The following is a 24,849-nucleotide window of genomic DNA, read 5'->3' as shown; positions in this document are numbered from 1 at the left end:
ATTGGTATAAGGTTTAATTTTTGTCAAATTAAAGGGAGTAGAGCGATTGATTGCTGCTACTCCCTATCTGAATAAAAATATTTCTCCTGAAATCTATAACGCCTCCGTAGGAGCGTTTTTCTTTTACACCAACTCTGAGGATGTTTCTACACTGGACTGCATTTGGGGCTGGAACTGGAATAGAGAGTAGACAACATTGCGGTAAATATTTGTCATCATATCTAAGAACAGTTCGTAACCTTCGCTCTTGTATTCAACTAACGGGTCTTTTTGACCGTAGCTACGCAAGCCGACAGATTCGCGCAACGCATCCATTTGTTGCAAGTGTTCGCGCCAAAGAGTATCAATTTGCTGCAAGATAAAGAACCGCTCGGCTTGACGCATCAATCCAGGCTGAATTTGGTCAACTTGAGCTTCCTTGATGTCGTAAGCAATTCTAACTTGCTCGTGTAAGAAGGTTTTGATTTCGCTTACAGATAAATCCTCTAGTTGATTTGGTTCTAGATCCGCCAGTAGGTAAACAAATTCTTGAACTTTGCCGACTAACGTAGCTAAGTCCCAATCTTCTGAAGGCAAATCTGGATTGATGTAGTAATCCACAATGTCATCCATAGTTTTTTCGGCATACTTGATTACTTGTTCCTTCAAGTCTTGCCCTTCCAACACCCGGCGACGTTCGGCATAAATAGCGCGACGCTGGTTGTTCATTACTTCGTCGTACTCAAACACCTGCTTGCGGATGTCGTAGTAGTAAGTTTCTACTTTCTTTTGAGCGCCTTCTAAGCTGCGGGTCAACATTCCCGATTCAATAGGCATATCTTCCTCAACTCGGAACATATCCATCAACTTACCAACGCGATCGCCACCAAAGATCCGCAACAAGCTATCTTGTAAGCTGAGGAAAAAGCGCGTAGAACCGGGGTCGCCTTGTCTTCCCGCCCGTCCGCGCAGTTGGTTGTCAATTCGGCGCGATTCGTGGCGTTCAGTGCCTATTACGTGCAAACCGCCTAGTTGAATAACCTCTTGGTGTTCGGTATCGGTAAACTGTTCGTACTCTTGCTTAATTTGGTTGTAAGCTGTCCGCAAGCGTTGAATTACGGGGTCTTCGGTGGGTGCTTTTTCCGCCGCTACTGCAACTAAATCCTCTGCCTCTAATTCGGGCATATTTCGCTCTCCGTAGTTCTGTACGGCAAATTCTACGGCTTGCTTGAGCATTTGCTCGGCTTGTTGAGATAGCTGGGTGGGGAAAATTTGCGGCGATGCTTTCCAAGTTTTGATTTTCTTGCCTGGTACAAAGCCTTGACCGCTAGTACTACTAACGGCTGGTAATCCTGAAGCTGTTGCTACGCTAAAAATGTCCTCATCTTCGGGTAACACAATGCGGGGCATAAAGTATTCCCGCAACTTCAACCGTGCCATATATTCGGAGTTTCCACCCAAAATAATGTCTGTCCCTCTACCCGCCATGTTAGTTGCGATCGTTAACGCGCCTTTACGTCCGGCTTGGGCGATGATTTCTGACTCTCGCTCGACGTTTTCAGGTCTAGCGTTGAGCAAGTTGTAAGGAATTTCTAACTGATTTAGTAAAGTGCTGAGATACTCAGACTTTTCGACGCTAGTCGTCCCCACAAGTACCGGGCGACCGAGATTGTGCATTTCGGCGCATTCTTGAGCGATCGCATTCCATTTTCCTTCTTCACTTTTAAATACTACATCCGACAAGTCTTGACGGCTGCGGGGTCTATTGGTGGGAACAATGGTTACTTCTAGCTTATAAATTTTTTCAAATTCTGCTTCCTCAGTTTTTGCCGTTCCAGTCATTCCGGCTAATTTATCGTAAAGCAAAAACAGATTTTGGTAAGTAATTGTCGCTAAAGTTTGAGTCTCTGGTTGAATTTCTACTCCTTCTTTGGCTTCAATTGCTTGGTGCAGTCCATCACTCCAACGCCTTCCTGGTAAAACTCGCCCGGTAAATTCATCGACGATTACTACTTCATCATTGCGGACGATGTAGTTGACATCGGTGATAAATAATTCTTTGGCTTTTAAGGCATTAAAAATATAGTGCGCCCAAGGATCTTCTGGATTGAATAAATCCGTAACTTCAAGTAGTCTTTCAGCTTCGGCGAAACCTTCGTCAGTTAACAGCACATTACGAGCTTTTTCATCTACTTCGTAATGGTCGTCTTCGCCTTTTCTCAACGCTGCGGCTATTTGCGCTGCTTGCACGTACTTTTCAGTAGGACGCTCTACTTGACCTGAAATAATCAGGGGTGTGCGGGCTTCGTCTACTAAAATTGAATCTACTTCGTCAATTACGCAATAGTGCAAAGGGCGTTGTACTACATCGACAATTGAAGTCGCCATGTTGTCGCGCAAGTAGTCAAAACCTACTTCACTGTTGGTTACATAGGTAATATCGCAGTCGTAATTTTTTTTACGTTCCGATGGTCCCATTCCTTGCTGAATTAACCCTACACTCAGCCCCAAGAAGCGGTGTACTTGTCCCATCCATTCTGCATCTCGGCGGGCTAGGTAGTCGTTGACGGTGACAACATGGACTCCTTTACCTGTAAGGGCATTTAGATAAGCGGGAAGGGTGGAAACTAAAGTTTTTCCTTCTCCGGTTTTCATCTCGGCGATTTGCCCTTTATGCAGTATCGTTCCGCCTAGTAGCTGCACGTCAAAGTGTCGCAAACCTAAGACGCGCTTTCCAGCTTCTCTAACTACCGCAAAGGCTTCCGGGAGAAGATCGTCTAGACTTTCACCTTTAGCAAGGCGTTGTTTAAATTCAGCAGTTTTACCAGTTAGTTGCTCGTCTGAGAGGATTTGAATTTCCTCCTCTAAAAGGTTAATTTCTTTAACTACTGGTTGGAATTTTTTGAGCTTACGAGCGTTCGGGTCGCCCAGCAAGGTTTTTAGCATGGCATTTATTTGAGGAAATATTTAGAATATATGTTTATTTTTTGGAGTTATCAAAACTCGCAAACTTGTGAAGCGCACTAAGGATAATTTGCTGGAACTTCATTCCTCCATTTATGGCTAATGGGTTCCAATTTATGAAACTAACTTAATCGTATCATTTCGACCCCAGCTAGGACTGTAGAGGGATGCGAAGTCTTTTGGAGTAATTACTGCCATTCGGCACTTAAGGTACGGAAATTGTACTCGCTTGCGCCCACATGACAGCCAGCACAGCTACTTAATTCTAAGGGACGGGGTAGTTTTACTTGAGGATGCAATGCTTTAAAATACCGAGATTCGCTAATTCGGTAAGGTATTTCTTCTTCGCCAGTGAGTTGCGATCGCGAAAAAACTTGTAAGTATTGCCACACTATTAATCTTGCTGGGTCAACTAAGGGTTTAATAGTTAAGCCGTAGTGTTGAGAATCTTGAATTACTCTTTGCCAGGTTTGCGTAGGTAGTACCGCCGGAGGTATCCCAATATGACAACTAACGCAGTTTTCTAAGTAGAGTTCTTGTCCTAATTGATAGCGTTCGGGAACTACATCCACAGTACCAATTTCCTCGGTAGGCACGGGTTGAGCGTTAGTAATCATTGCAAGACCCCAACCCATCGCCAGACTCCACAGCAAAATTAGTAATAGTAGGAAAAAAGGCGATCGCGTTTGGCGATTTGAGCGGCGTTTTAGTTTAATTTTATTTAGCATACTCAATTTTTCTAACCGTTGCTGACTATTACTATGCAATTAATAGTCAATTACAATCAACCCATGTTTTTCAGCAACTTTTCTAATTTCTGTCCTCAAAGCCTGATGTTTTAAAGGCATCACGTTACTAAACGAACAACTTAACGCATCTTTAAGGAATAAAGACTTGGCGAAGTAACTTCTCGACTACAGTTTTAGCTTTACGTCCCCCTGATGGTATGAGGCGATGACTGAGGACGTGAGGCGCGAGTAGTTTAATATCATCGGGAATAGCATAAGTGCGATCGCATAAAAAAGCCAAAGCTTGAGTTGCTTTTTGTAATGCGATCGTACCACGAGGACTAACACCAAGAGCGATTTCTTTATCTTCTCGCGTCGCCCGGACTAAATTAAGAATGTATTGCTGCAACGAAGTTTCAACTTTAACTTGGCTACATAGTCGGCGTAATTCTTGCACCTCATCCAAGCTGATACAAGGTTGCAAATCTTCCACCTTTACACCCGCTTGCAAGCGTTCCAACATTTGCAGTTCTTCGCTTTGGCTGGGATAACCCAAAGTCAAAGACAAAATAAACCGATCCATTTGCGCCTCTGGAAGCGGAAATGTACCTTGGTATTCAACGGGGTTTTGCGTCGCAATTACAAAAAATGGTGTGGGAACTTTGCGGGAAACACCGTCAACCGTTACTTGTTGTTCTTCCATTACTTCTAGCAAAGCCGACTGAGTACGGGGTGTAGCGCGGTTGATTTCGTCTACTAATAAAATATTTGCAAATATAGGTCCAGGAAGATACTCAAATTCGCCGCTTCTGGGGTTCCAAATATTAGTTCCTGTGATATCGGTAGGAAGCAAATCAGGAGTACATTGCAGGCGTTGAAATTTCCCATCTATAGAACGCGCTAGAGATTTCGCCAGGAGGGTTTTACCTACTCCAGGGACATCTTCTAGCAAAGCATGACCGCCACTAAGTAAGGCTACTAAAACTAGGCGAATTGCTTCCGATTTACCGACAATAGTCCGACCGAGATTTTGAGTTAAGTTATCGAGAAGCTGTCTCACAGTAAGGGCGAAGTCTCCAAAGTAGCTTTTGCGCGATCGCAATCTATTTTAATCTGGTTTTTTAGCGCGTCTAAAGATTCAAATTTTTGTTCTGGACGTAAAAACTGTTGTAGTTCTACAGCAATCACTTTTCCATACAAATCCCCAGACCAATCTATCAAATATACCTCTACTGATTGGTTTGAACCGCTTACTGTCGGACGGTTGCCAATATTCATTACCCCAGAAATAGGCAACTGATCGTCAGCAATATAAACTTTGACAGCGTAGACTCCATTGCAGGGTAAAAACTTTTCGATTGGTAGGTCAATATTTGCCGTAGGGAAGCCGATTTTTCTACCTAACTGCTTGCCTGTAACTACCGTACCGCTAAGACTGTAAGCCCGCCCTAAAAGGAGTTTGGCGCGATCGAGGTTGCCTTGTGCTAATGCTTCACGAATGGCGGAACTACTAATTCTTTCTCCTTGGCAAGTATGCAGAGGTACAATTGTTGTGGGAATGCCATAGTTAGAAGCGATCGCTTTTAAATCGGTAACTGTCCCCCGGCGGTTTTTACCAAAGCAAAAATCTTGTCCGACACTGATAGATTGCGATCGCAATTGTTGCACCAAAATCTTCTCCACAAATTCTTGCGGACTCAAACACGCAAGTTCGCGGTCAAAAGGTAATAGCACTAATTGTTCTACACCCAAGCGCTGCAACTGCTCCACCTTCTCGCTTTGAGGTGTTAGTAAACTGCGACGTTTGCCTGTAAAAAATTCTTGAGGATGGGGGTTGAAAGTTACAACGGTCGAGAATATTTCCCCTGGATTTTCTTTGGCAGGTTGAATTACCTGCTGATGCCCGCGATGTACGCCGTCAAAATTTCCCAGGGCAACAGCAGTTGGTTTTAAAGCTTTAGTAAGAGAAGAAGTAACCCACACTTTTACATTTTGCCATAAATAAAGAAATGTAACGGCAATTATTGACAAGGAAAATTAAATTTCTTGCTTACCAATTGCTTTAACCCAGACGCATAAGTAAGGTTATATTGCAAGGGGGTAATTGTAATATAGTTATTGCGAATTGCCTCGACATCTGTAGGCACATCTGTAGGCAAATTTAAACCTGGTTCGGCTTCCACTTCTTCCAATAGTTCTCCAGCTAACCAATAGTAAGTTTTACCGCGAGGATCGACACGCTTTTCAAATACATCAATATAGCGGCGAATCCCCTGACGAGTAATCAGTACCCCAGCAATTTCCGATGCAGGTATAGCAGGAACATTAACATTAAGTAGCATTGAATTTGAGCTTAAGGGCGAAGTTTCAAGTTGTTTTAGCAAACTAACCGCAAAATCCGCCGCCGACTGAAAATCAGGGCTTGAAAAGCTAGTAAGACTCATGGCAATACTCGGAATCCCCTCGATCGTACCTTCCATTGCTGCCGATACTGTACCCGAATAGAGAATATCTGTACCTAAATTGCTGCCTTGATTGATGCCAGAAACTACAAAATCTGGAGGACTATCAAGTAATGCCCATAGCGCTAATTTAACGCAGTCTGAAGGAGTACCAGAACAAGCCCAAGCTTTGATACTGGGATGAAAAACCCCCGTAACAACCTCCGCACGAATGGGTTGATGTAAAGTTAACCCGTGTCCAGTCGCCGATCGCTCTCGGTCGGGACAAACTACAGTAACATCATGATTGGCGGCAGCTAAAGTATTGGCTAAACTACGAATTCCTGGGGCAAAAATACCGTCATCGTTACTAATTAACAGTTTCATTTAGAGTAAATACAGATAAAAACTTATACGACTATGAGCAATTTAGAAGATCGGTTAGAAACACTACGAAAAGAAGCCAAAAGCGCGATCGCTACTGCCGATACTTTAGAACGAATAGAAGAACTTAGATTAGTTTACCTTGGGAAGAAAGGGGAATTATCGTTAGTATTGCGGGAAATGGGCAAGTTAAGCGCAGAAGTTCGCCCAGTAGTAGGTGCGATCGCAAATACTGTTAAAGAAGCTGTTCAAACTGACTTAGAACAGCGCCGTAGCGACTTGCAAGCAGATCTAATTGCCACACAATTAGCCGCCGAAACGCTAGATGTAACTATGCCTGCCGTTTATCGTCCTTTAGGGCGCGTTCATCCTCTAAATAGTACCGTTGACCGCGTACTAAATATATTTGTAGGATTGGGCTATACGGTAGCCGATGGTCCTGAAATGGAAACAGACTACTACAACTTTGAGGCGCTAAATTTCTTACCCGATCATCCAGCGCGAGATATGCAAGATACGCTGTATTTGCCTGATGGTAATTTATTGCGGACTCATACCTCAAACGTACAAGTTCGCTACATGGAAGACAACGATCCGCCAATTAGAATTGCTGTACCAGGAAAATGCTACAGGCGAGATACGGTAGATGCGAGTCACGCGGCGGTATTCCATCAAATTGAAATTTTGGCAGTTGATGAAGGGCTAACTTTTACTGACCTCAAGGGGACAGTTAAGGAGTTTTTGCAGCAGATGTTTGGCGATGTACCAATTCGGTTTCGGGCAAGTTACTTCCCGTTTACCGAACCTTCGGCGGAGGTAGATATGGAATGGAATGGGCGCTGGCTGGAAGTCATGGGTTGCGGGATGGTCGATCCAAACGTACTAAAAGCTGTAGGTTACGATCCCGAAATGTATACCGGGTTTGCGGCGGGTATGGGTGTCGAGAGGTTAACTATGGTACTGCACCAAATTGATGATATTCGCCGCTTTTATGCCAGCGATTTACGCTTCTTGCAGCAATTTTAGTGTTGCCCACGGCAATTATCGCAATGTCCGCATCGGATATTTGCGGCTTCTTGGGTAAAACCAAAGGCGTTTAATAAAAATTGCCACCGACATTGTTTTGTGGTCAAATATTTAACCATTTGTTGAACGGCAGGAAATTGGGCTGGTGGTGCGATTTTTACAGGTGGGTGAATGCTGTAATGAAATGGATCTAACCAATTTAATTGATTAGCACTGTGGAGTAGAGAAAGGGCGATCGCATTTTCCTTATTTACCTCACCTTGGGTTGGTAGCTTTTTAGCTAGTTTTTGGGCGCTACTGTAGTGCGATCGCATTTTTTCCTCAAAAAACCTCTGTCTTTGTTTATCTTCTGGATCTAGCCACCCGGTAGGTTCGCTAATCAGCATTAAAGCAGTGCTATCTTTGCCATCTCGTCCCGCGCGTCCAATTTCCTGCACATACTCTGATAGTAATAATGGGGCATGAAAATGAACTACCCAACGGACGTGGGGCTGATTTATCCCCATTCCAAAAGCTGAGGTACAAACAACGAAAGGTATTTTGCTACTTAGCCAACTACTTTCAATTTCTCTACGTTCTTCGGGACTTAAGCCAGCATGATAAGCGGCGGTTTTATAACCCAAATTACTCAGCCATTCGGCTATATTTTCGCTATCTCGGCGGGTTCGCACGTAGATTAAGCCTGTTTGCCCTGGTTTAGCTTTAATAACGTTTAATAGCTGTTGTTTGCGTCCTTTGGGAGTCCAGGCTATTTGTACTTTGAGGTGAAGATTTTGCCTGTAAGGATTTTGTTTAAAAGTTGCGGGCGATTGGAGTTGTAAGACTTGGGTGATGGTTTTTTGCGCTTCAATATCAGCAGTTGCCGTAAAAGCTGCGATCGCAATTTTTGTTCCTTGGGGTTTACTCTTTAATAAAGCTGGTCGTACTGTCCCCAATCGCCGATAAGTTGGTCTAAAAGTGTCTCCCCACTGGACTAAACAATGTGCTTCATCGAGGATTATGCCGTTAATTTGTAATTGAGGATTGCACAATTTCTCCCATACTTTTGGACTAAGTAAAGTTTCTGGAGATAAATAAAGTAATCTTAATTGTTGTCTATCTAATAACTGTAAAGTTTGCCATTTTTGCTGGCTTGGTAATTCGCTATGTAATAGTGCTGCGGGTAATTTGCGATCGCGTAGTTCTTTGACTTGATTTTCCATTAATGCTACTAAGGGCGAAATTACTAGCGTTAATCCTGCTTGCATTAAAGCAGGAAGTTGAAAACAAATTGATTTACCTCCGCCTGTGGGCATTACGACCAAAGCATCGTGCTGAGATATGAGACTACTAATTATTTCTCCTTGAGGCGATCTAAAATCGCCATATCCCCATATTTCCTTTAATGCAGCTTTAATAGAATTTAAAGATGGACCATCGCTCATATTTATAAATTTAAAAATATTTTTATTTTAACTACGCTTGCTATAATTAAAATTATTTTTGTAGCAATACTATAACTAACATTGAGTAAGTAATGATTTACGAAATACAGCACAATAGCAGAAGCGAAATTTTACTAAGTACTGATAATTCTAAATTAGATATAACAACAATTCACGATTTTCTTAGAACTTCTTATTGGGCTAAAGATGTATTAATCTCAGTTGTTGAAAAAGCAATAAAAAATTCTTTATGCTTCGGTATATATGAAAACAGTAAACAAATTGGCTTTGCCAGAGTTATTTCTGATTATGCAACTTCTGCATTATTAAGAGACGTTTTTATTTTAGAGTCTTATCAGGGACAAGGTTTAGGAAAATGGTTAATCGAGTATATTTTGGCATATCCAGCACTTCAAGATGTACCAAAATGGTTATTAGGAACAAAAGATGCTCATGAACTTTATCGCCGTTATGGTTTTGAAAATTTGGCAGCACCTGAAACATTCATGATCCGTTCAAACATAAATGCAAACCAATCAGACGCTTGAAAATTTGTTAGGGGATTACCCATTTTATTAAAAGATAATTTACACAGCTTTCACTTCGTTGCTACGACAGCTAAGTTCCAAGCAAAACGTTTCATTAAAGGTAGCTTTTTCAAAATTACGTCCAACTTTTCTAACTGCTGGTATTGTGGCTTCAATCTTGCTTGCTCGATAATAATTTTTTTCCAGTAGCGTTCTTTATTTGGGTCTACCTTCTCAATCAAGTAAAATTGCAGAAAAATCCACAAGGTTGCTAACCAAAATGTATCGTAGGTAGTTCTAGCAAACTGTGATTCTACAAACCCAACTATATTAATATCCAACGGTGTCTCGTCTTCGGTTCTAACGGAAGTGGCAAGGCGACGATAGACATTGATAATCGGATTGTGCTTCAAAGGTTCCCAAAAACAAGCTTTTCCTCCTGGTTTGAGGACGCGGTGCATTTCTTTAATCGCTGCGTGAGGATCGGGTAAATGATGCAGCAAGTTGGCAACATAGACGATATCAAAGGTATTGTCAGGACAATCAAGGGCGATCGCATTCATAGTTTTACCCTCGATCTTGACTCCATTAGCTGCCGCTAGTTGCATCGCAACTTTTACCATCCCTGGGGAATAGTCGGAAGCAACGCAAAATGCTCCTTTTTTGGCAAAGTAGACGCTATTTTCTCCCGCTCCGCAACCTAAATCTAATAACGTTTTACCCTGCACATCGCCCAAATGCCTCAATATAAAGCGATTTTCGGGGGCTGTACAAGCTTCAAAGTAATCTTTGACGTTAATGCCGTCTACATCAATTGTCGATGCCCATTGGTCGTGAAATTGTCTTTCCTTTGCAAATATTTCATCATCCATAGGTTTCCGTTCGTTTGATAACTTGAGCAAAATAGGCGCACCGAATAAGTGCGCCTATTTTTGGACTATTCAATGTTAGACTTCCTGTGCCATCTGACTGCGCTTTTCTTGTTTCAAAGACCCATACAATCTATTCAAGGCATTTACATAGGCTTGGGCGGAAGCAACGATGATGTCAGTATTTGCTGCATGACCAGAAAATACCCGATCTTCGTAGCGCAACCTAATTGTTACTTCGCCGATCGCATCTATTCCCGCCGTTACGGACTGCACCGAGAACTCAATTAATTGATTTGGGACATTTATTACTCGGTTAATTGCCTTATATACCGCGTCCACAGGTCCCGTACCAATCGCTGCATCAGTCAATTCTTTGCCTTCAGGAGTCCTTAGCGTTACCGTAGCCGTAGGCGTAGAGCGATCGCCGCAGGATACTTGTACAAGTTCTACCCGGAACATTTCAGGACTTGACTGGATTTCGTCATTGGCGATCGCTTCTAAATCCCAATCAGAGATTTCTTTTTTCTTATCTGCTAGTTCTTTAAACTTCAAAAAGGCTTTATTTAGCTCGTCTTCGGGCAAATCAAAACCTAATTCTTTGAGCCTAGTACGGAAAGCATTGCGCCCAGAATGTTTGCCTAAAACGATTTGATTATCCGTTAGTCCAATCGATTCCGCATCCATAATCTCGTAGGTGAGCTTATTTTTGAGAATTCCATCTTGGTGAATTCCCGATTCGTGAGCAAAGGCATTTGCACCGACAATTGCTTTATTTGGCTGTACTAGCATTCCCGTCAAGGTGGAAACCAAGCGAGAAGTCTTATAAATTTGGCGAGTGTCGATGTTTGTAAGTGGTGTTTCCGATGCTTCGCTTCTGCCTACAAAGGGGTTAAAATACTGCCTGCGGACGTGCAGCGCCATGACAACTTCTTCTAAGGCGGTATTTCCAGCGCGTTCCCCAATGCCATTAATCGCACATTCTAGTTGCCTTGCACCATTTTTTACGGCTTCTAGAAAATTGGCAACGCCCAAACCAATATCATTATGTCCGTGAACGGAAATAATTGCTTTGTCGATATTTGGGACATTTTCTTTAATGCCCTTAATTAATTCGCCAAATTCGCTAGGAGTTGTGTAGCCTACCGTATCAGGAATATTAATCGTTGTTGCTCCCGCCGCGATCGCTTTTTCTAATACTTGGTACAAATATTCTGGCTCAGTGCGGGTAGCATCCATGGTGGAAAACTCTACGTCATCCATGAAAGATTTGGCATAAGCTACCATTTCCCCAGCAATTTCTAATACCTCGGCTCTTGTTTTTCTCAACTGATACTCTAGGTGAATATCGGAGGTAGAAATAAATGTATGAATTCTGCCTTTGACTGCGGGTTTTAATGATTCGGCGGCGGCTTTAATATCATTTTTGATTGCTCTTGCTAGCGAACAAATCACCGGACCATTTTCTGTTCCTACAGCTTCGGCAACTTTTCTTACCGCTTCAAAGTCTCCAGGACTTGCGTAAGCAAATCCAGCTTCAATTACATCTACGCCTAGCCTTGCTAGTTGCTTGGCTATTAATAGCTTTTCATCTACATTTAGAGTCGCTCCAGGACATTGTTCTCCATCGCGCAATGTAGTGTCAAAAATAATTATTCGTTCTTGTTCTTGAGTCATTTCTTTGTACTCTCCTTAGCTTATATTTTAGTTTTTATTTATAGCTCTAGCTTTTCAATGTATTCGCGAATATCGTTTAAATCTATATATCTATCAGTAACATTACGTAACTCTCTAGCAATCATGCCTTCGGTTGATACCACGGTAATATGCGTACTTTTCGATCTTAATAATTCAATTGCTCTTTCAAAGTCGCCATCTCCACTAAATAATACTACTCTGTCATATTGTTCGACGGTATTAAACATATCTATAACTATTTCTATATCTAAGTTTGCTTTTTGCGAATACCTCCCGGAGGTATCGTCATAATATTCCTTAAGTATTTTTGTTCTTACCGTATATCCTAAACTAATTAAAGCGTCTCTAAAGCCTCGTTGATCTTGAGCATCTTTTAATCCTGTATACCAAAAAGCATTAATTAATTCTGTGTTTAGTTTTTCTTTTCTTAAATACTCTAATACCCGTCTAGGATCGAAAAACCAGCCATTTTTTTGCTGAGCATAAAACATATTATTGCCGTCTACAAAAATAGACAGCCGATTCATTAAACACGACATACAAAATACACCTAATAATTTATTTAAACTTAAGTTGAGTAGAGAATATAGCAATATCAGAGACAGAGATTTTTTATAAAAGTCTCCATCTATTTTTAATTAATTATTTACTAAAAATATATCTATATTGCCGAATCCCTAGAAAATAAAAATGCGTTTAATCGATAACTTATGTTAAGTAAGAGCATAATATAATTATTACTTTATCTAAAATTTACCTTTAAACTGACCAAATTTACAGGTTTTGGCAACTTTTAACGATCCTCCTCGATCCTGGTATAGACGTTAAAGGCAAGGAAATCAAGAGTTTTGCTATAAATTAACATCTAGCAAGAATCGGCGATCGCGCACTGGTTACAGATAAATATAATTTTTATTTAGCAACTAATAAGTGACTGCACCAATCGCTCCAACTACCAACATAAAGGGAAGCTGTATCAATTTCAGCTAAATGTAAAGATAATAAATTTACGCAAGCAGTGACACCAGAGCCACAATAAACAATAATTTCTCGATTTTGTAGTTGCTGCCAATGCTGGCGTTGTGCTTGAGGAGAATATAAGTACCCGTCGCGATTAGAAACATCTTGCCAAGGATAGTTAACCGCGCCCGGAATATGCCCAGCAATCGGATCGATAGGTTCTCTTTCGCCGCGATAGCGATCGCCTTCCCTAGAATCAACTAGCGCTACTCCGGGTAAATCCTTACGGGTTTTAACGTCGGTGATATCTACCTGCATTGACGATCGCAGTTGCCAGTTAAATTGTTTTGGTGTTCTTGGAGTAATAGCGTCTGTAACAGGCAATCCCAGGCTTTGCCAAGCTTTGAAGCCACCATCTAATAAAGCAACGCGATCATGTCCCAAATAGCGCAGCAGCCACCACAAACGGGCAGCAAAGGCAAAGCGCGAATCGTCGTAAACTACAACTAAAGTTTGAGCATCTACACCCATTGCTGATAATTTTTGTGCCAATACTTCCGGATCTGGTAAGGGATGTCTCCCACCATGCTGCTGCACGGGGCTAGAAAGATCTTTATTGAGGTCGAAATAGCCAGCGCCTGGAATGTGGCTAGTTTTGTATTGTTGCGCTCCCAATTGAGGTTCGGTGAGGGAAAAACGACAATCGGCGATCGCAATATGGGGATCGTCTCTATGTTCGTAAAGCCATGAGGCAGATACTACTGTTGTATCCATAGAAAAATTTAATATAGTTAACGAAATACTAGCTCTAGTTAGGCTAATAGTTCTGACAATATTTTAAACTTGATGCTCGGTGCTATGACTTGTGACTTTTCACTACAATTAACCGCAGATAACTCCTATACTTTTTATTCTGAAGAATTTGAGGAGACATTTCATAGCCAGCAAGGAGCGAAAACTGAAGCCGAACACAAGTTTGTTGCGCCAACAGGACTTGCTATCAAAGCTCGTCAGCCAGCAATTAAGCTATTAGATATTTGTTATGGACTTGGATATAACACGGCGGCAGCTTTAGCTGAAATTTGGGCAGTCAATCCCCATTGTTTTGTAGAAGTCATCGCTTTAGAATCTAATGCTGATGTGCCAAGAAGTGCGATTTCTCATGGTTTATTAGATAATTGGGAGCCATCTATTCGGCAAATTTTAACAACCTTAGCTAATAGCTACCAAGTACAAACAGCGCGATGTCAGGGAAATTTACTAATTGGTGATGCTAGGCAGACAATTAAGTCTATCCCCTCAAGCTTTGCTGCCGATGCAATTTTTCTCGATCCATTTTCACCCCCCAAATGTCCGCAATTGTGGACTATAGAATTTATCAACTTAGTTGCTAGTTATTTACACGCGGAGGGAATACTGGCAACCTATTCTGCTGCCGCCGCCGTGAGAACAGCATTGCAAGCTGCGGGGCTGCATATTGGCACTACAACTTCTATAGGGAGGCGATCGCCTAGTACCATCGCTACCAAGTATGAATTACCGCCGCTATCTCAAATTCAGCAAGAACATTTGCTTACTCGTGCCGCAACTCCATACCGCGATCCTTCCTTACAAGACTTAACGGCAGTGATTTTGCTCCGGCGGCAACAAGAACAACAAATTAGCCTTTTAGAACCTACCGCCCGTTGGCATCGGCGTACTCGTAGAAAACTTTAAAAAAGATCCGTAAAATAACTGAGTTACTATCTAAACCAATTATTCATACTGTAAGTATATTAACTTAATTTAAACCACTTTCTTAGCTTACCTAGAAGTAGTTCTAAGTAATAATCGATACTTTGCTTAAGTTTTTTTAACTTGGTTTCTCATTGAAAATGTAGCTGCAAACAAACTCAAAGTCACTTAAAAGAATGTATTAAATCATACAAAAAACTATTGAGCGTAAACTAGCAGCTTTCCGCGCTTATACTAGATCAAAAGCAAATTGAGCTTTAGACATAAGTTATTTTTCCAAAAAATTAATCTCCAAATAGAGATTTGTAAACAGCTACCCGTGTTGACTGGACTGGTAAAGCAATGGTTTCTACTTATAAAACAAAAAAATTAACTGCTGACATTGATTTATCTCCAGCCAAAATATTAGTGGTTGATGACTATCCAGCTAATCGGATGACAGCTACGGCACTGTTGGCATTAGAAGGCTACGATGTCTCCGAAGCCGAAAGTGGGGCTGTAGCTCTAGAACGGGTGATGAAAATTCAGCCAGACTTGATATTGCTAGATGTTATGATGCCGGAAATGGACGGGTTTGAAGTATGTCAGCAACTCAAGCAAGACGAACAAACTAGACTAATACCAGTAATTTTTATTACAGCCTTAAACGATAAACAGTCAAGAATCCGGGGTATAGAAGCTGGGGGAGATGACTTTTTAACTAAACCCTTCGATCGCCCCGAACTATCGGCGCGGGTCAAATCGTTGGTGAGGCAAAAGCGCCTCAATGAAGACTTGGATCACACCGAACAAGTGCTATTTTCTATTGCTAGCGCTGTAGAAAGTCGAGATCCAAATACCGGGGATCACTGCGAACGCTTGGTAAACTCTGGGGAAACTTTTGGACAATTTCTAAAATTGACACGTTCCCAAATGCGAAACCTGCAATGGGGTGGATATTTACACGATATTGGTAAAGTTGGCATTCCTGACGCTGTGCTGCTCAAGCAAGGGAAGCTAACACCAGAAGAATGGGAAATTATGAAGCAGCACGTTCTAATTGGCGAGAAGATTTGTCAGCCTTTGCGGGCAATGCGGGGCGTGATCCCGATTATCCGCCATCATCACGAGCGTTGGGATGGATCGGGCTACCCCTATGGATTGGTAGGCGATGAAATTCCGTATTTAGCGCAAGTATTTCAGATGATTGATATTTACGACGCACTCACAAGCGATCGCCCTTACAAACGTGCTTTCACTTCCGAAGAAGCCTTAGAAATCCTTGCCCATGAGCGAGATTTGGGGTGGCGTAGTCCTGAACTTGTCAAGCAGTTTACTGAGTTTATCCGCTTTTCAACTTTTACTTAGCTGGTTTAATAGTTGCTGTAGGAGTTCGGCACTCAGTTATTATCTAAACTGACACCTGATAGCTAATAAGTAAGAATGGTAGCAGTAGCAATTTTAGCGGCGGGACGCGGAACGCGAATGAAATCGAGCTTGCCCAAGGTATTACACTCATTGGGTGGGCGAAGTTTAATCGAAAGAGTGTTGGAGAGTTTGCAGACAATTTCTCTGCAACGGCGGATGGTGATTGTGGGCTATCAAGCGGAGGAAGTGAAAACAGCTTTGAAGGACAAAAACACTTCTCGCCTTTTGCCAACAGTAGAATTTATCGAGCAAACAGAACAATTGGGAACAGGTCATGCTATTCAGCAGGTAATTCCGCATTTAGCAGGTTTTACTGGAGACTTGCTGGTATTAAATGGCGATGTACCGCTTTTAAGAACTGAAACTATCAAGCAGTTGTTAGAGGTTCATCAAGAGCATCAAAACGCTGCGACAATTCTCACCGCCCAATTACCCAATCCTCAAGGCTACGGGCGGGTATTTTGCAATGGACAAAATATTATTAAAGAAATTGTTGAAGATCGAGACTGTACCACTGCCCAAAAACAAAATCGCCGCATTAATGCTGGAGTTTATTGTTTTAGTTGGTCAAAATTGATGGAAGTGCTGCCTCAATTGCAAGCCAATAACGATCAGCAGGAATACTATTTAACTGATACCGTAAATCAGCTAGAACAGGTGATGGCGGTTGATGTGGAAGATTATCAAGAAATGCTTGGTATCAATGATCGCGAACAACTAGCAAATGCTTACGAAATTTTGCAAAGACGGGTGAAATCAAAGTGGATGACGGCAGGGGTAACAATGATCGATCCTGACAGCATTACCATTGATGACACAGTAATTTTGCACCCAGACGTAATTATTGAACCCCAAACCCATCTGCGTGGAAATACAGAGATTGAGTCAAACTGTCGGATTGGACCTGGTAGTCTGATTGAAGATAGTCATATTGGCGAAAACGTAACTGTGCTGTATTCGGTCGTTAGGAACAGCATTGTCCGTGCTGATAGTCAAATTGGTCCCTATACTCATTTTCGGACAGAGGTTGACGTGGGCTACGGTTGTCGGGTGGGAAATTTTGTGGAATTGAAAAAAACAAAATTAGGAAGTCGCACAAATATCGCTCACTTGTCTTATTTGGGAGATGCCACTTTAGGGGAACAGGTGAATGTTGGTGCGGGGACAATTACGGCTAATTACGATGGCGTAAACAAGCACCCGACTAAAATAGGCGATCGCACAAAAACGGGGGCAAATAGCGTCTTAGTTGCACCATTAAATATCGGCTCCGATGTCTATATTGCCGCCGGATCTGCTGTAACTCAAGATGTACCAGATGATTGCTTAGTTATTGGGCGAAGTCGGCAGGTAATTAAGCGCGGTTGGCGGCTAAAAAGAAAACAAGAGGACAAAGACTAAATTATTCAAGGCAACCTGTAAGCGTCCCCTCATCGCTTTCCAACGTATCGCCAATTTTTTCGCCGTCATGGAAAGCTGCCAACAAGACTTCACTGGTTTTGCCCCAAGCGATCGCCCCAGTGGCATCTAGCGCGATCGCTCCTAAGTCTCTTTGGTTGTGATGGGCTTCGGTAAAAGTGCGCTTCATGGCTTCGTGTAATGACAGTCCATCGGTAACGCGTACTACAATCCGGGCTGCCAAACATTCATCGATGATATCTTCGCCGATCCCCGTACAGCTAACGGCGGCGTGAGCGGTGGCATAGTTTCCGGCGGGCATTGCCGAATCGCTCACCCGCCCAATGCGTTCAAAGCCTTTGCCCCCCGTTGATGTCCCTACTGCCAGATTGCCCTGGCTATCGAGGGCGACAACGCCAATTGTCCCGCGTCCGGCATTTTCTACTAATTCAGGTTCAGCCACTACTCCTGCCATGGTTTTGACAAAATTTTCTTGGCGCTCCTGCATCCATTCTTCTAGGCGCAATTCGGTGAGGGGATTGTAGAGGGGGATTTGTAATTCTCTTAATAGTTCGGCGGCTCCATAATCGGATAAAACGCGATCGGGAGAATTTTGAAGGTGGTGGGCTAAATCAATCGGGTGTTGTATTCGCGATACATTAATTGCGCCGCTAAAGCGCTGACTTGTCCCATCCATTAAGGCGGCGCTCATCCGGATTTGCCCGTCGGATTGCAGTACCGAACCTGTACCCGCATTAAAGCGGGGATCGTCTTCTAATAGCTGACAACCCAACACTACGGCATCGCTGGCTTTTGTTCCCGACTTCAGCAGGGCATAAACTTCTTCTATTACTTGATTGAGGCTGCGCCTAACGGATTCTACTCCTCCTTTACCTTTGAGCGAACTTCCCGCACCACCATGAATAATTAACTTAGGCTGCACCTTTGAACTCCATCTATTATTTACTTGCTACCAGTAGACTCTACTTTTGAAGTCAGGAAATGGTCAAAAAGCTAGGTTTTTCTGGCTCTAACCGATACTTCTTTTATTTACAAGCCAGATGATGTTTGCTTGTAGATATACTAAATTGCGCCCTTACCTTGAGGCTGATTTTGTCCTTTACGACGGCGACAGCGTTCCGAGCAGTATTTCACATCATCCCAGCAATCTTCCCATTTTTTGCGCCACGTAAAAGGACGCTGACATACAGGACAGACTTTAGTTGGTAAATCTGATTTAGAGCGTGACACAGCAGTTTTTATAATACATCTTCTTTAATTTTACAAATGTTTACCCAAGAACAAAAATTAGCGTCGGTACGGATTGTTTTGGTAGAACCTGCGGGCGAGCGCAATGTGGGGGCGATTTCTAGAGTCATGAAAAATTTTGGCTTGCAGCAACTAATTTTGGTTAATCCTCAGTGCGATCCCCAGTCGGAAGACGCGCAACACATGGCTGTTCACGCCGGGGATGTTTTGGCGGCAGCAAGGGTAGTCGAGACACTACCAGAGGCTCTAGAGGGGTGCATTCGAGCGATCGCGACCACCGCCCGCGATCGCCAAGCGCCTTTAGAACACCCCCATACTGCTTTGCCTTGGCTACTAGAAACACCTCTTGAGCAAGCCTCCGCCCTAATTTTTGGTCCTGAATGCCGGGGCTTAAGCAATCAAGAATTAAACTATGCTCAGCGCTTTGTCCGCATTCCCTCTAACCCCAATTATTCATCGCTCAACTTGGCTCAGGCGGTGGCAGTTTGCTGTTACGAACTTACGCAATCAATTTCATTTTCCCAGGGCGATCGCTCTGCACCACAAATAGACTATGCTGCTTTTGAAGAACTAGAAGGCTATTACCAACACTTGCAAGAGGTTTTGCTAACAATTGGCTATATTTATCCTCATACTGCCGCTAGTCGGATGGAGAAATTTAGGCAAATTTTTAATCGCGCTTATCTTGACAAAAACGAGCTAAGTATGCTAAGGGGTATCCTAACTCAAATGCAGTGGGCGTTACAGAAAAATGCAGAAAGCCCAAAAGATAAATCGTAAATATATTCGGCAGCACTGAGATTTTTGGTTGTAGAAGATTGCCAAAGCAATAATTTTAGATTGATTTGCGCGGTGTTAAGCATATTTGGCAGCTAGTTGCGCTAGTTTATGTTATTAATTGAGCGTCTAAAGTAAGCATCAAACGTTTTTATAGTTTTATTGATTTTGATTGTTAGTTGTGAGGAGTAAGGCGTGGAACAGTCGTTGACAGGGAAGAAGTCGCTGGGATCGCAAGTGAAGATTAATTCTCCTAGAGAGGGTGGAAACAAAAACTCCCAAAAGCTCAGTCAAGATACTAAAATTCCTTATAAGAATGAAAAATTGCAGCCAACAGCCACAAGGGATAACTTAAATTCTGAAGTCAGGCTAGGTGGGCAAGCTAGGGTTGAAACATCAGTAATGAACGGCAAATCGCGATCGCGTCAAGTGAACTTACCACCAAAAGCTGCGCTCAATAACCAACGGATACCTTCGTCGCCGCCAACTACCTCCCGGCACAAAGTAGTACCGACACAAGCATTTAAGGTGACATCGCCACCAGCAAAAAAGCGCCCTGTAAAGCGCAAAAAATCTGACAGTTTGTTGGTGTACGCGCTGCGATTAATAATTTTTGGTGTCGGTACTTGTGCGATCGCTGGAACTTTATTGTCGGTGATAAATCCAGCAACGCGGATGAATCAACAAGCCCAGGAAAAAATTAACCAAACTGTTTCAAAAGCAGAGCCAATTATAGTTACACCTCCAGCTATCAAGCTAAATCAAGAAATTATGCCCCTAAAAGCTGCCGTCCAGCAGTTAGGAGCAAAAAACAAGGGACTAACACCAGGAGCTTTTTTTGTCGATCTCGATACCAATAATTATTTAGATTGGAATGGCTCTTTACCTTTTGCGGCGGCAAGCACCATCAAGATTCCCGTACTTGTTGCCTTTTTTCAAGATGTAGATGCTGGAAAAATTCGTTTAGATGAAAAGCTCACAGTCAAAAGAGAGCTAGTTGGTAGCGGCTCTGGAGAAATGCAGTATCGACCGCTAGGAACAAAGTTTACTGCACTGACCACAGCAACTAAAATGATTATCATCAGCGACAATACGGCAACAAATATGCTGATTGCCCGCATGGGGGGGATAGCAGCCCTAAATCAACGCTTCCAATCTTGGGGTTTGGTATCAACAAAAATCAATAACCCTCTGCCCGATTTAACAGGGACAAATACTACAAGTCCGAAGGATATGGCGCAGTTGATGAGTTTGGTAGATCGAGGCGAGTTGATGTCTTTAAGATCCCGCGATCGCTTATTGGAAATTATGCGCCGTACCAAAACTAGAACTTTACTACCCCCAGGCTTGGGAGAAGGGGCGATTATCGCTCACAAAACTGGCGATATTGGCTCTATGGTAGGAGATGTTGGATTAGTTGATATGCCTAGTGGCAAGCGCTATATTGCCGTGGCAATGGTCAAGCGCCCTCATAACGACAGTCGCGCCCAAGAATTAATTCGGCAAATTTCTCGTACCATTTACCAACAATTTACTAAACCACCCGTAACCCAAGTAATGCCTAGCCCAACACCATTTATTACTACAGCCCCGTCCAGCGAGCAGTAAAAGCTAGTGAAGTTTTTGGGTAAACACAGGAAGTATTTTTATACTTCCTGTGCCTCTCGCACTTCTTTTTGGCGGTCAATAGTCGTCCAAATAGTTTGCAATAACTCGTTTAATCCTTGACGGCTAACGGCGGAAATTAGAAAAATGTGACTTTGACTCAAGAGTTTGAGCTTTTGAGCCAAAGCCTCTGTTGTTTCTTCATCTATGGCATCAGCTTTATTGATCGCGACAATTTGCGGGCGAGAAGCTAATCCGCGCCCGTAGGCGTGTAATTCTTCTTGAATTATTTGATAGTCAGCAACCGGATCGCTTGCCGTACCGTCAACTAGGTGCAAAAGTACGCGGGTACGCTCTATATGGCGCAAAAAGTCGTGACCTAAGCCAGCACCTTGATGAGCGCCAGCAATCAATCCAGGAATATCCGCAAATACCGTACCATCTCCAGTCGGCTTGCGGACTACTCCCAAATTCGGCACTAGAGTAGTAAAGGGATAATCAGCTATTTTTGGTCGCGCGGAAGATAAAGCCGAAATCAGCGTCGATTTACCTGCATTTGGCAGTCCAATAATTCCGACTTCAGCTAATAGCTTCAATTCCAAAGTTAACAGGCGAATTTCCCCAGGTAATCCGGGCAAGGCGTGTTCGGGAGCGCGGTTGCGATTGCTCAAAAAATGCTTATTTCCCAAACCTCCTTTACCGCCTTTAGCGACGCACAAAGTTTGACCAGGCGCAGTTAAGTCGCCAATGAGTTCGCCTGTTTGCGCGTCATAAATTATCGTCCCGCAGGGAACCTCAATTATAAGATCGTTCCCCGAAGCCCCTGTACAATTATTTGGTCCGCCACGTCCGCCATCTTCGGCTTTAAAGCGATGCTTGTATCGGAAGTCGAGTAAGGTTTGCAAGTTTTCTACACTTTTAAAAATTACCGAAGCGCCATAACCTCCATTACCTCCCGACGGACCTCCGGCAGGAACGTACTTTTCTCGGCGGAAGGCTACCATGCCATCGCCGCCTTTTCCTGACTCAATCTCAATTTCGGCTCGATCGATAAATTGCATAATTTCTTAGCTATTGGCTACTTGGTAGATGGGTATGATTGAATTTGTAGAATTCCGTCTGGGGGTTGGAAATTGGATCTCTCCCCAAGGCAGTTTCTACGACCTTTTCTACTAAGCTCTTGTTACTCCATGCTAAGGCTTAAATGCTAACAATAATTTGAGATATCTTCATGACATTCATCGGCTAAGTACGATAAGGCACGGAAGCGCAAACCTACCAGTTGCTCGTACACTGGGTTAATTTTGCACATTGGCGGAATATGAACGATCTTGCGTCCAAATAACTTGACATCGCGCTCGAAAGGGCATTGAGCGGGAATCATTTTGCACAAAAACCGTGCCACTTTGGGATCATGAATTTTTAGTTCGTCAAGCCAGTTGCGGATAGGGCGCAAGGCATGGCTATCAATTTGAGTAAATAAATAAAAGTTGGGGATCATGCCTTCTTCTTGGTCGTCATACAGGGTAGGTTTCAAGCTGTCTAGGGCGGTTTCTGACAGTCCTAAAGCTTGGCAAAATTCATGCAAAAGGTTAGCTTCACAGACGGAATATACACCATCCGCGATCGCTACCATTACGGCGGTGCGTAAAAAATTCTCGGCGGCGGCGGTATCACCGCTCTTAAATGCCGCCGCGAGTTCGGTGCTTGTAATTGGCTTTATAACTTCTAATTGGCTGGTATTATCGCCATCCAGCGCCAAAGCTGTGATTAATTTTTGTTCTTCAGTATCAAAGTTGCCGTCTGCCCAGGCAATTGTTAGCAGACCACGCAACCAAGCTGAGGTTTGCTCATTGTTATAGGGAGTCATGACACTCGTTACACACTCACACCTTACAATTCGACGCATTGATTCTAACTCTTGTTTCCTCATTACTGACGTAAACTACAAAACCAAAAGGCTGATTTTTGATAAAGGTTTTGTAAAATTACGCTAGTCAAATATATTTTTTCTTACCTCGATCCTAACTAGATTTTTTGGGTGTTACCTGTTGTGCGTGGGGTAGAATCGCTACTATTTAAGTGTGGATTTGTGTTCCCTCACTAAGTTTAAAGCAGGATCAGGAATTTCGACCTCCTTAATTGTCTTGTTTTTAGCAATCGCCCAAAGTTTTAACTTTCTTGCGTCAGTTTAGAGGTAGATTTCTGACTAGCATCGCAGTTTAAATAAGTAATATTTATATAACTGTTTCCCTAGTAGGTGTCTAAGAATTTACTATCTTATTCGTTCTGGAGCAATAGAGGATTAGAGAATTATTAATATTTTATTAAGGCAAGTAAACAGAAAAAGTTAGGTACTCCAAGTTAGCTGATTTGTTTAAATTAGTTGCTATTCTGGAGATAGTTGCCATTCTGGAGAAAGGCGTAATTATCGCACCAGGTAATCCTTGTGAGGAAAAATCTACATTGCGCTGTATCAATGCCAACAAGCCGCCGTGTAGTGGCTGCTATAAGTAGCTTGATAAAACTTCTACAGTAGAACGCCCAGTTTTTTGCCAGCTAAATTCCCTAGATCTAATTAAACCAAGTTGAGACAGTTGCGATCGCAAATCGGCGGAGTTAGCAATTTTTTCCATGGCTTGGCTAATTTCTTCGACGCTGTAAGGATTTACAAGTACCGCCGCCTCGCCTGCGACTTCAGGTAATGACGAAAGATTAGACGTAATTACAGGCGTACCGCAAGCCATAGCTTCTAAAACCGGAAAGCCAAAGCCTTCCCATAAGCTAGGAAACACAAGAGCGATCGCGCTATTAATAATTATGGGTAATTGGCGATAATCAACGTAGTCAAGAAATTTGACGTAATTGGTCAATTCCATTTTGCCAATTAGCGCTTGAATTACTGGGGTATAACGTGGGTCAGAATTGCCCACTATCCATAACTGGTATTTATGGTAATTTGGCAGCGCTGCAAAGGCAGCAATCAGTCGCTGCAAGTTTTTGTAAGGATCTTGCCTGCCAACGTAAACAAAGTAGTTAGACTTGGGTAAGTTAAGAAAGCGAAAGTTGCTTTCATCGTGTGCCAAGAGTATTGGGGTAATTTTGCGGGGATCGATACCAAAAAAGTGGGTAATATCTTTTGCTGTGGCTTTTGAGTTGCAGAGAATATGTTGAGCGGACTTTAAAACATGAGGGATATAATAGCGGCTGTAAGCAGTCAGGGGGGAGAATTTAGCAAAACGTAAAGGTATCAAATCGTGGACGGTGACAATGTAGCGACAGTCTGTAAATAGCGGTGCTTCGGGGACAGGAGAGAATAATAGATGCGAAGTCTTTTGCTTATATATTTTTGGTAATTGTTGTTGAGTCCACCACAATCGACGCAAATGCCCCTTACTACCCGAATCTGGAGTCAAATTTGCTGGAATTAGATAACAATCGCGATCGTCTATTTTTCGCGGACTAAGTAATGTTGGTTGCAGTTTTTGGAGATGAGGAATTAGATTAATAGCATAAGTGCTTATGCCTGTCGGTTTAGCACTAACAAAGGATAAGTTAACTAGCAATTTATCAAATATTTAACGAAACATTAATAATATTCATTAATATTATATACTTTCTATTTTTTACAACTATTTTAGATTAGTCAGTTAGAAGGT

The 24,849-nt window shown here is 42.6% G+C and carries 22 protein-coding genes; 7 read left to right on the top strand and 15 right to left on the bottom strand.

The window, feature by feature from the left end; genetic code table 11:
- Positions 1–123 precede the first annotated feature (123 nt).
- The 5 genes from secA to surE all read right to left on the bottom strand — a co-directional run bounded on the left by secA (position 124) and on the right by surE (position 6,499).
- The gene (secA, locus tag AC2VE5_RS05745) at positions 124–2,925 is read right to left on the bottom strand and encodes a preprotein translocase subunit SecA (RefSeq protein WP_486886816.1); all 2,802 of its coding nucleotides are present in this window, start codon (positions 2,923–2,925) and stop codon (positions 124–126) included.
- 206 nt (positions 2,926–3,131) lie between these two features.
- On the bottom strand, positions 3,132–3,671 hold the full coding sequence (locus tag AC2VE5_RS05740; protein WP_486886815.1) for a cytochrome C: 540 nt from the start codon (positions 3,669–3,671) through the stop codon (positions 3,132–3,134).
- Positions 3,672–3,822: 151 nt separating this feature from the next.
- On the bottom strand, positions 3,823–4,731 hold the full coding sequence (locus AC2VE5_RS05735) for an AAA family ATPase (RefSeq protein WP_486886814.1): 909 nt from the start codon (positions 4,729–4,731) through the stop codon (positions 3,823–3,825).
- A complete protein-coding gene (locus AC2VE5_RS05730; protein ID WP_486886835.1) occupies positions 4,728–5,654 on the bottom strand; it encodes a bifunctional riboflavin kinase/FAD synthetase in 927 nt (308 codons plus the stop codon). Before AC2VE5_RS05730 ends, AC2VE5_RS05735 begins: the two co-directional genes overlap by 4 nt.
- A gap of 38 nt (positions 5,655–5,692) precedes the next feature.
- Positions 5,693–6,499 (bottom strand): 5'/3'-nucleotidase SurE, encoded by an 807-nt coding sequence (gene surE / locus AC2VE5_RS05725; RefSeq protein ID WP_486886813.1) that lies wholly within the window; start codon positions 6,497–6,499, stop codon positions 5,693–5,695.
- A 33-nt stretch (positions 6,500–6,532) separates the two neighbouring features.
- On the opposite strand from surE, the gene pheS reads away from it, so the two are divergent.
- Positions 6,533–7,522 carry a phenylalanine--tRNA ligase subunit alpha gene (gene pheS / locus AC2VE5_RS05720; protein ID WP_486886812.1) on the top strand — a complete coding sequence of 330 codons (990 nt, stop codon included), beginning with the start codon at positions 6,533–6,535 and terminating at the stop codon, positions 7,520–7,522.
- Here pheS and AC2VE5_RS05715 read toward each other — a convergent pair.
- Positions 7,519–8,946, bottom strand: a complete 1,428-nt coding sequence (locus AC2VE5_RS05715; protein ID WP_486886811.1) for a RecQ family ATP-dependent DNA helicase — start codon at positions 8,944–8,946, stop codon at positions 7,519–7,521. The two genes, pheS and AC2VE5_RS05715, sit on opposite strands and share 4 nt — an antisense overlap.
- A gap of 92 nt (positions 8,947–9,038) precedes the next feature.
- Here AC2VE5_RS05715 and AC2VE5_RS05710 point away from each other — a divergent pair, with 92 nt between their 5' ends.
- The gene (locus AC2VE5_RS05710; protein ID WP_486886810.1) at positions 9,039–9,494 is read left to right on the top strand and encodes a GNAT family N-acetyltransferase; all 456 of its coding nucleotides are present in this window, start codon (positions 9,039–9,041) and stop codon (positions 9,492–9,494) included.
- 50 nt (positions 9,495–9,544) lie between these two features.
- Here the strand turns inward: AC2VE5_RS05710 and AC2VE5_RS05705 are convergent, their stop codons facing one another.
- The 4 genes from AC2VE5_RS05705 to AC2VE5_RS05690 all read right to left on the bottom strand — a co-directional run bounded on the left by AC2VE5_RS05705 (position 9,545) and on the right by AC2VE5_RS05690 (position 13,774).
- Positions 9,545–10,345, bottom strand: a complete 801-nt coding sequence (locus AC2VE5_RS05705; RefSeq protein WP_486886809.1) for a class I SAM-dependent methyltransferase — start codon at positions 10,343–10,345, stop codon at positions 9,545–9,547.
- A 75-nt stretch (positions 10,346–10,420) separates the two neighbouring features.
- Complete coding sequence (locus AC2VE5_RS05700; RefSeq protein WP_486886808.1) at positions 10,421–12,019, bottom strand: 2-isopropylmalate synthase; 1,599 nt, start codon at positions 12,017–12,019, stop codon at positions 10,421–10,423.
- Positions 12,020–12,057: 38 nt separating this feature from the next.
- Positions 12,058–12,579: a LabA-like NYN domain-containing protein gene (locus AC2VE5_RS05695; RefSeq protein WP_486886807.1), complete on the bottom strand. Its 522-nt coding sequence runs from the start codon at positions 12,577–12,579 to the stop codon at positions 12,058–12,060.
- 373 nt (positions 12,580–12,952) lie between these two features.
- A complete protein-coding gene (locus tag AC2VE5_RS05690) occupies positions 12,953–13,774 on the bottom strand; it encodes a sulfurtransferase (protein ID WP_486886806.1) in 822 nt (273 codons plus the stop codon).
- Between the two features lie 72 nt (positions 13,775–13,846).
- On the opposite strand from AC2VE5_RS05690, the gene AC2VE5_RS05685 reads away from it, so the two are divergent.
- From AC2VE5_RS05685 to glmU, 3 genes are all read left to right on the top strand, one after another.
- Positions 13,847–14,716: a tRNA (5-methylaminomethyl-2-thiouridine)(34)-methyltransferase MnmD gene (locus tag AC2VE5_RS05685; RefSeq protein ID WP_486886805.1), complete on the top strand. Its 870-nt coding sequence runs from the start codon at positions 13,847–13,849 to the stop codon at positions 14,714–14,716.
- Between the two features lie 360 nt (positions 14,717–15,076).
- Positions 15,077–16,081 carry a response regulator gene (locus AC2VE5_RS05680; protein WP_486886804.1) on the top strand — a complete coding sequence of 335 codons (1,005 nt, stop codon included), beginning with the start codon at positions 15,077–15,079 and terminating at the stop codon, positions 16,079–16,081.
- A 75-nt stretch (positions 16,082–16,156) separates the two neighbouring features.
- Positions 16,157–17,542: a bifunctional UDP-N-acetylglucosamine diphosphorylase/glucosamine-1-phosphate N-acetyltransferase GlmU gene (gene glmU, locus AC2VE5_RS05675; protein ID WP_486886803.1), complete on the top strand. Its 1,386-nt coding sequence runs from the start codon at positions 16,157–16,159 to the stop codon at positions 17,540–17,542.
- Position 17,543: 1 nt separating this feature from the next.
- Here the strand turns inward: glmU and AC2VE5_RS05670 are convergent, their stop codons facing one another.
- Positions 17,544–18,482, bottom strand: coding sequence for an isoaspartyl peptidase/L-asparaginase (locus AC2VE5_RS05670; protein WP_486886802.1), 939 nt, complete (start codon positions 18,480–18,482; stop codon positions 17,544–17,546).
- Between the two features lie 140 nt (positions 18,483–18,622).
- Complete coding sequence (locus tag AC2VE5_RS05665; RefSeq protein ID WP_486886801.1) at positions 18,623–18,790, bottom strand: DUF2256 domain-containing protein; 168 nt, start codon at positions 18,788–18,790, stop codon at positions 18,623–18,625.
- A gap of 36 nt (positions 18,791–18,826) precedes the next feature.
- Here AC2VE5_RS05665 and AC2VE5_RS05660 point away from each other — a divergent pair, with 36 nt between their 5' ends.
- Together AC2VE5_RS05660 and AC2VE5_RS05655 are read left to right on the top strand one after the other, a co-directional pair.
- Positions 18,827–19,588, top strand: coding sequence for an RNA methyltransferase (locus tag AC2VE5_RS05660; RefSeq protein ID WP_486886800.1), 762 nt, complete (start codon positions 18,827–18,829; stop codon positions 19,586–19,588).
- Positions 19,589–19,780: 192 nt separating this feature from the next.
- Complete coding sequence (locus AC2VE5_RS05655; RefSeq protein WP_486886799.1) at positions 19,781–21,193, top strand: serine hydrolase; 1,413 nt, start codon at positions 19,781–19,783, stop codon at positions 21,191–21,193.
- 38 nt (positions 21,194–21,231) lie between these two features.
- Here the strand turns inward: AC2VE5_RS05655 and obgE are convergent, their stop codons facing one another.
- From obgE to AC2VE5_RS05640, 3 genes are all read right to left on the bottom strand, one after another.
- The gene (gene obgE, locus AC2VE5_RS05650; protein WP_486886798.1) at positions 21,232–22,251 is read right to left on the bottom strand and encodes a GTPase ObgE; all 1,020 of its coding nucleotides are present in this window, start codon (positions 22,249–22,251) and stop codon (positions 21,232–21,234) included.
- 146 nt (positions 22,252–22,397) lie between these two features.
- Positions 22,398–23,099 (bottom strand): Mo-dependent nitrogenase C-terminal domain-containing protein, encoded by a 702-nt coding sequence (locus tag AC2VE5_RS05645; RefSeq protein WP_486886797.1) that lies wholly within the window; start codon positions 23,097–23,099, stop codon positions 22,398–22,400.
- A gap of 598 nt (positions 23,100–23,697) precedes the next feature.
- Positions 23,698–24,756 (bottom strand): glycosyltransferase family 4 protein, encoded by a 1,059-nt coding sequence (locus tag AC2VE5_RS05640; protein ID WP_486886796.1) that lies wholly within the window; start codon positions 24,754–24,756, stop codon positions 23,698–23,700.
- Positions 24,757–24,849 lie beyond the last annotated feature (93 nt).

This window comes from Aliterella sp. E5.1 (assembly GCF_057473825.1).
This window is presented reverse-complemented; position numbering and strand designations above follow the sequence as displayed.

Excerpts from the sequence above, each read along its gene's own strand:
- AC2VE5_RS05680 (WP_486886804.1), top strand. The coding sequence starts at position 15,077 with ATGGTTTCTACTTATAAAACAAAAAAATTAACTGCTGACATTGATTTA.
- AC2VE5_RS05645 (WP_486886797.1), bottom strand. The coding sequence starts at position 23,099 with ATGCGTCGAATTGTAAGGTGTGAGTGTGTAACGAGTGTCATGACTCCC.
- AC2VE5_RS05690 (WP_486886806.1), bottom strand. The coding sequence starts at position 13,774 with ATGGATACAACAGTAGTATCTGCCTCATGGCTTTACGAACATAGAGAC.
- AC2VE5_RS05660 (WP_486886800.1), top strand. The coding sequence starts at position 18,827 with ATGTTTACCCAAGAACAAAAATTAGCGTCGGTACGGATTGTTTTGGTA.
- AC2VE5_RS05705 (WP_486886809.1), bottom strand. The coding sequence starts at position 10,345 with ATGGATGATGAAATATTTGCAAAGGAAAGACAATTTCACGACCAATGG.
- AC2VE5_RS05700 (WP_486886808.1), bottom strand. The coding sequence starts at position 12,019 with ATGACTCAAGAACAAGAACGAATAATTATTTTTGACACTACATTGCGC.
- surE (WP_486886813.1), bottom strand. The coding sequence starts at position 6,499 with ATGAAACTGTTAATTAGTAACGATGACGGTATTTTTGCCCCAGGAATT.
- AC2VE5_RS05715 (WP_486886811.1), bottom strand. The coding sequence starts at position 8,946 with ATGAGCGATGGTCCATCTTTAAATTCTATTAAAGCTGCATTAAAGGAA.
- AC2VE5_RS05710 (WP_486886810.1), top strand. The coding sequence starts at position 9,039 with ATGATTTACGAAATACAGCACAATAGCAGAAGCGAAATTTTACTAAGT.
- glmU (WP_486886803.1), top strand. The coding sequence starts at position 16,157 with ATGGTAGCAGTAGCAATTTTAGCGGCGGGACGCGGAACGCGAATGAAA.
- AC2VE5_RS05740 (WP_486886815.1), bottom strand. The coding sequence starts at position 3,671 with ATGCTAAATAAAATTAAACTAAAACGCCGCTCAAATCGCCAAACGCGA.
- obgE (WP_486886798.1), bottom strand. The coding sequence starts at position 22,251 with ATGCAATTTATCGATCGAGCCGAAATTGAGATTGAGTCAGGAAAAGGC.
- AC2VE5_RS05685 (WP_486886805.1), top strand. The coding sequence starts at position 13,847 with ATGCTCGGTGCTATGACTTGTGACTTTTCACTACAATTAACCGCAGAT.
- secA (WP_486886816.1), bottom strand. The coding sequence starts at position 2,925 with ATGCTAAAAACCTTGCTGGGCGACCCGAACGCTCGTAAGCTCAAAAAA.
- pheS (WP_486886812.1), top strand. The coding sequence starts at position 6,533 with ATGAGCAATTTAGAAGATCGGTTAGAAACACTACGAAAAGAAGCCAAA.
- AC2VE5_RS05695 (WP_486886807.1), bottom strand. The coding sequence starts at position 12,579 with ATGTCGTGTTTAATGAATCGGCTGTCTATTTTTGTAGACGGCAATAAT.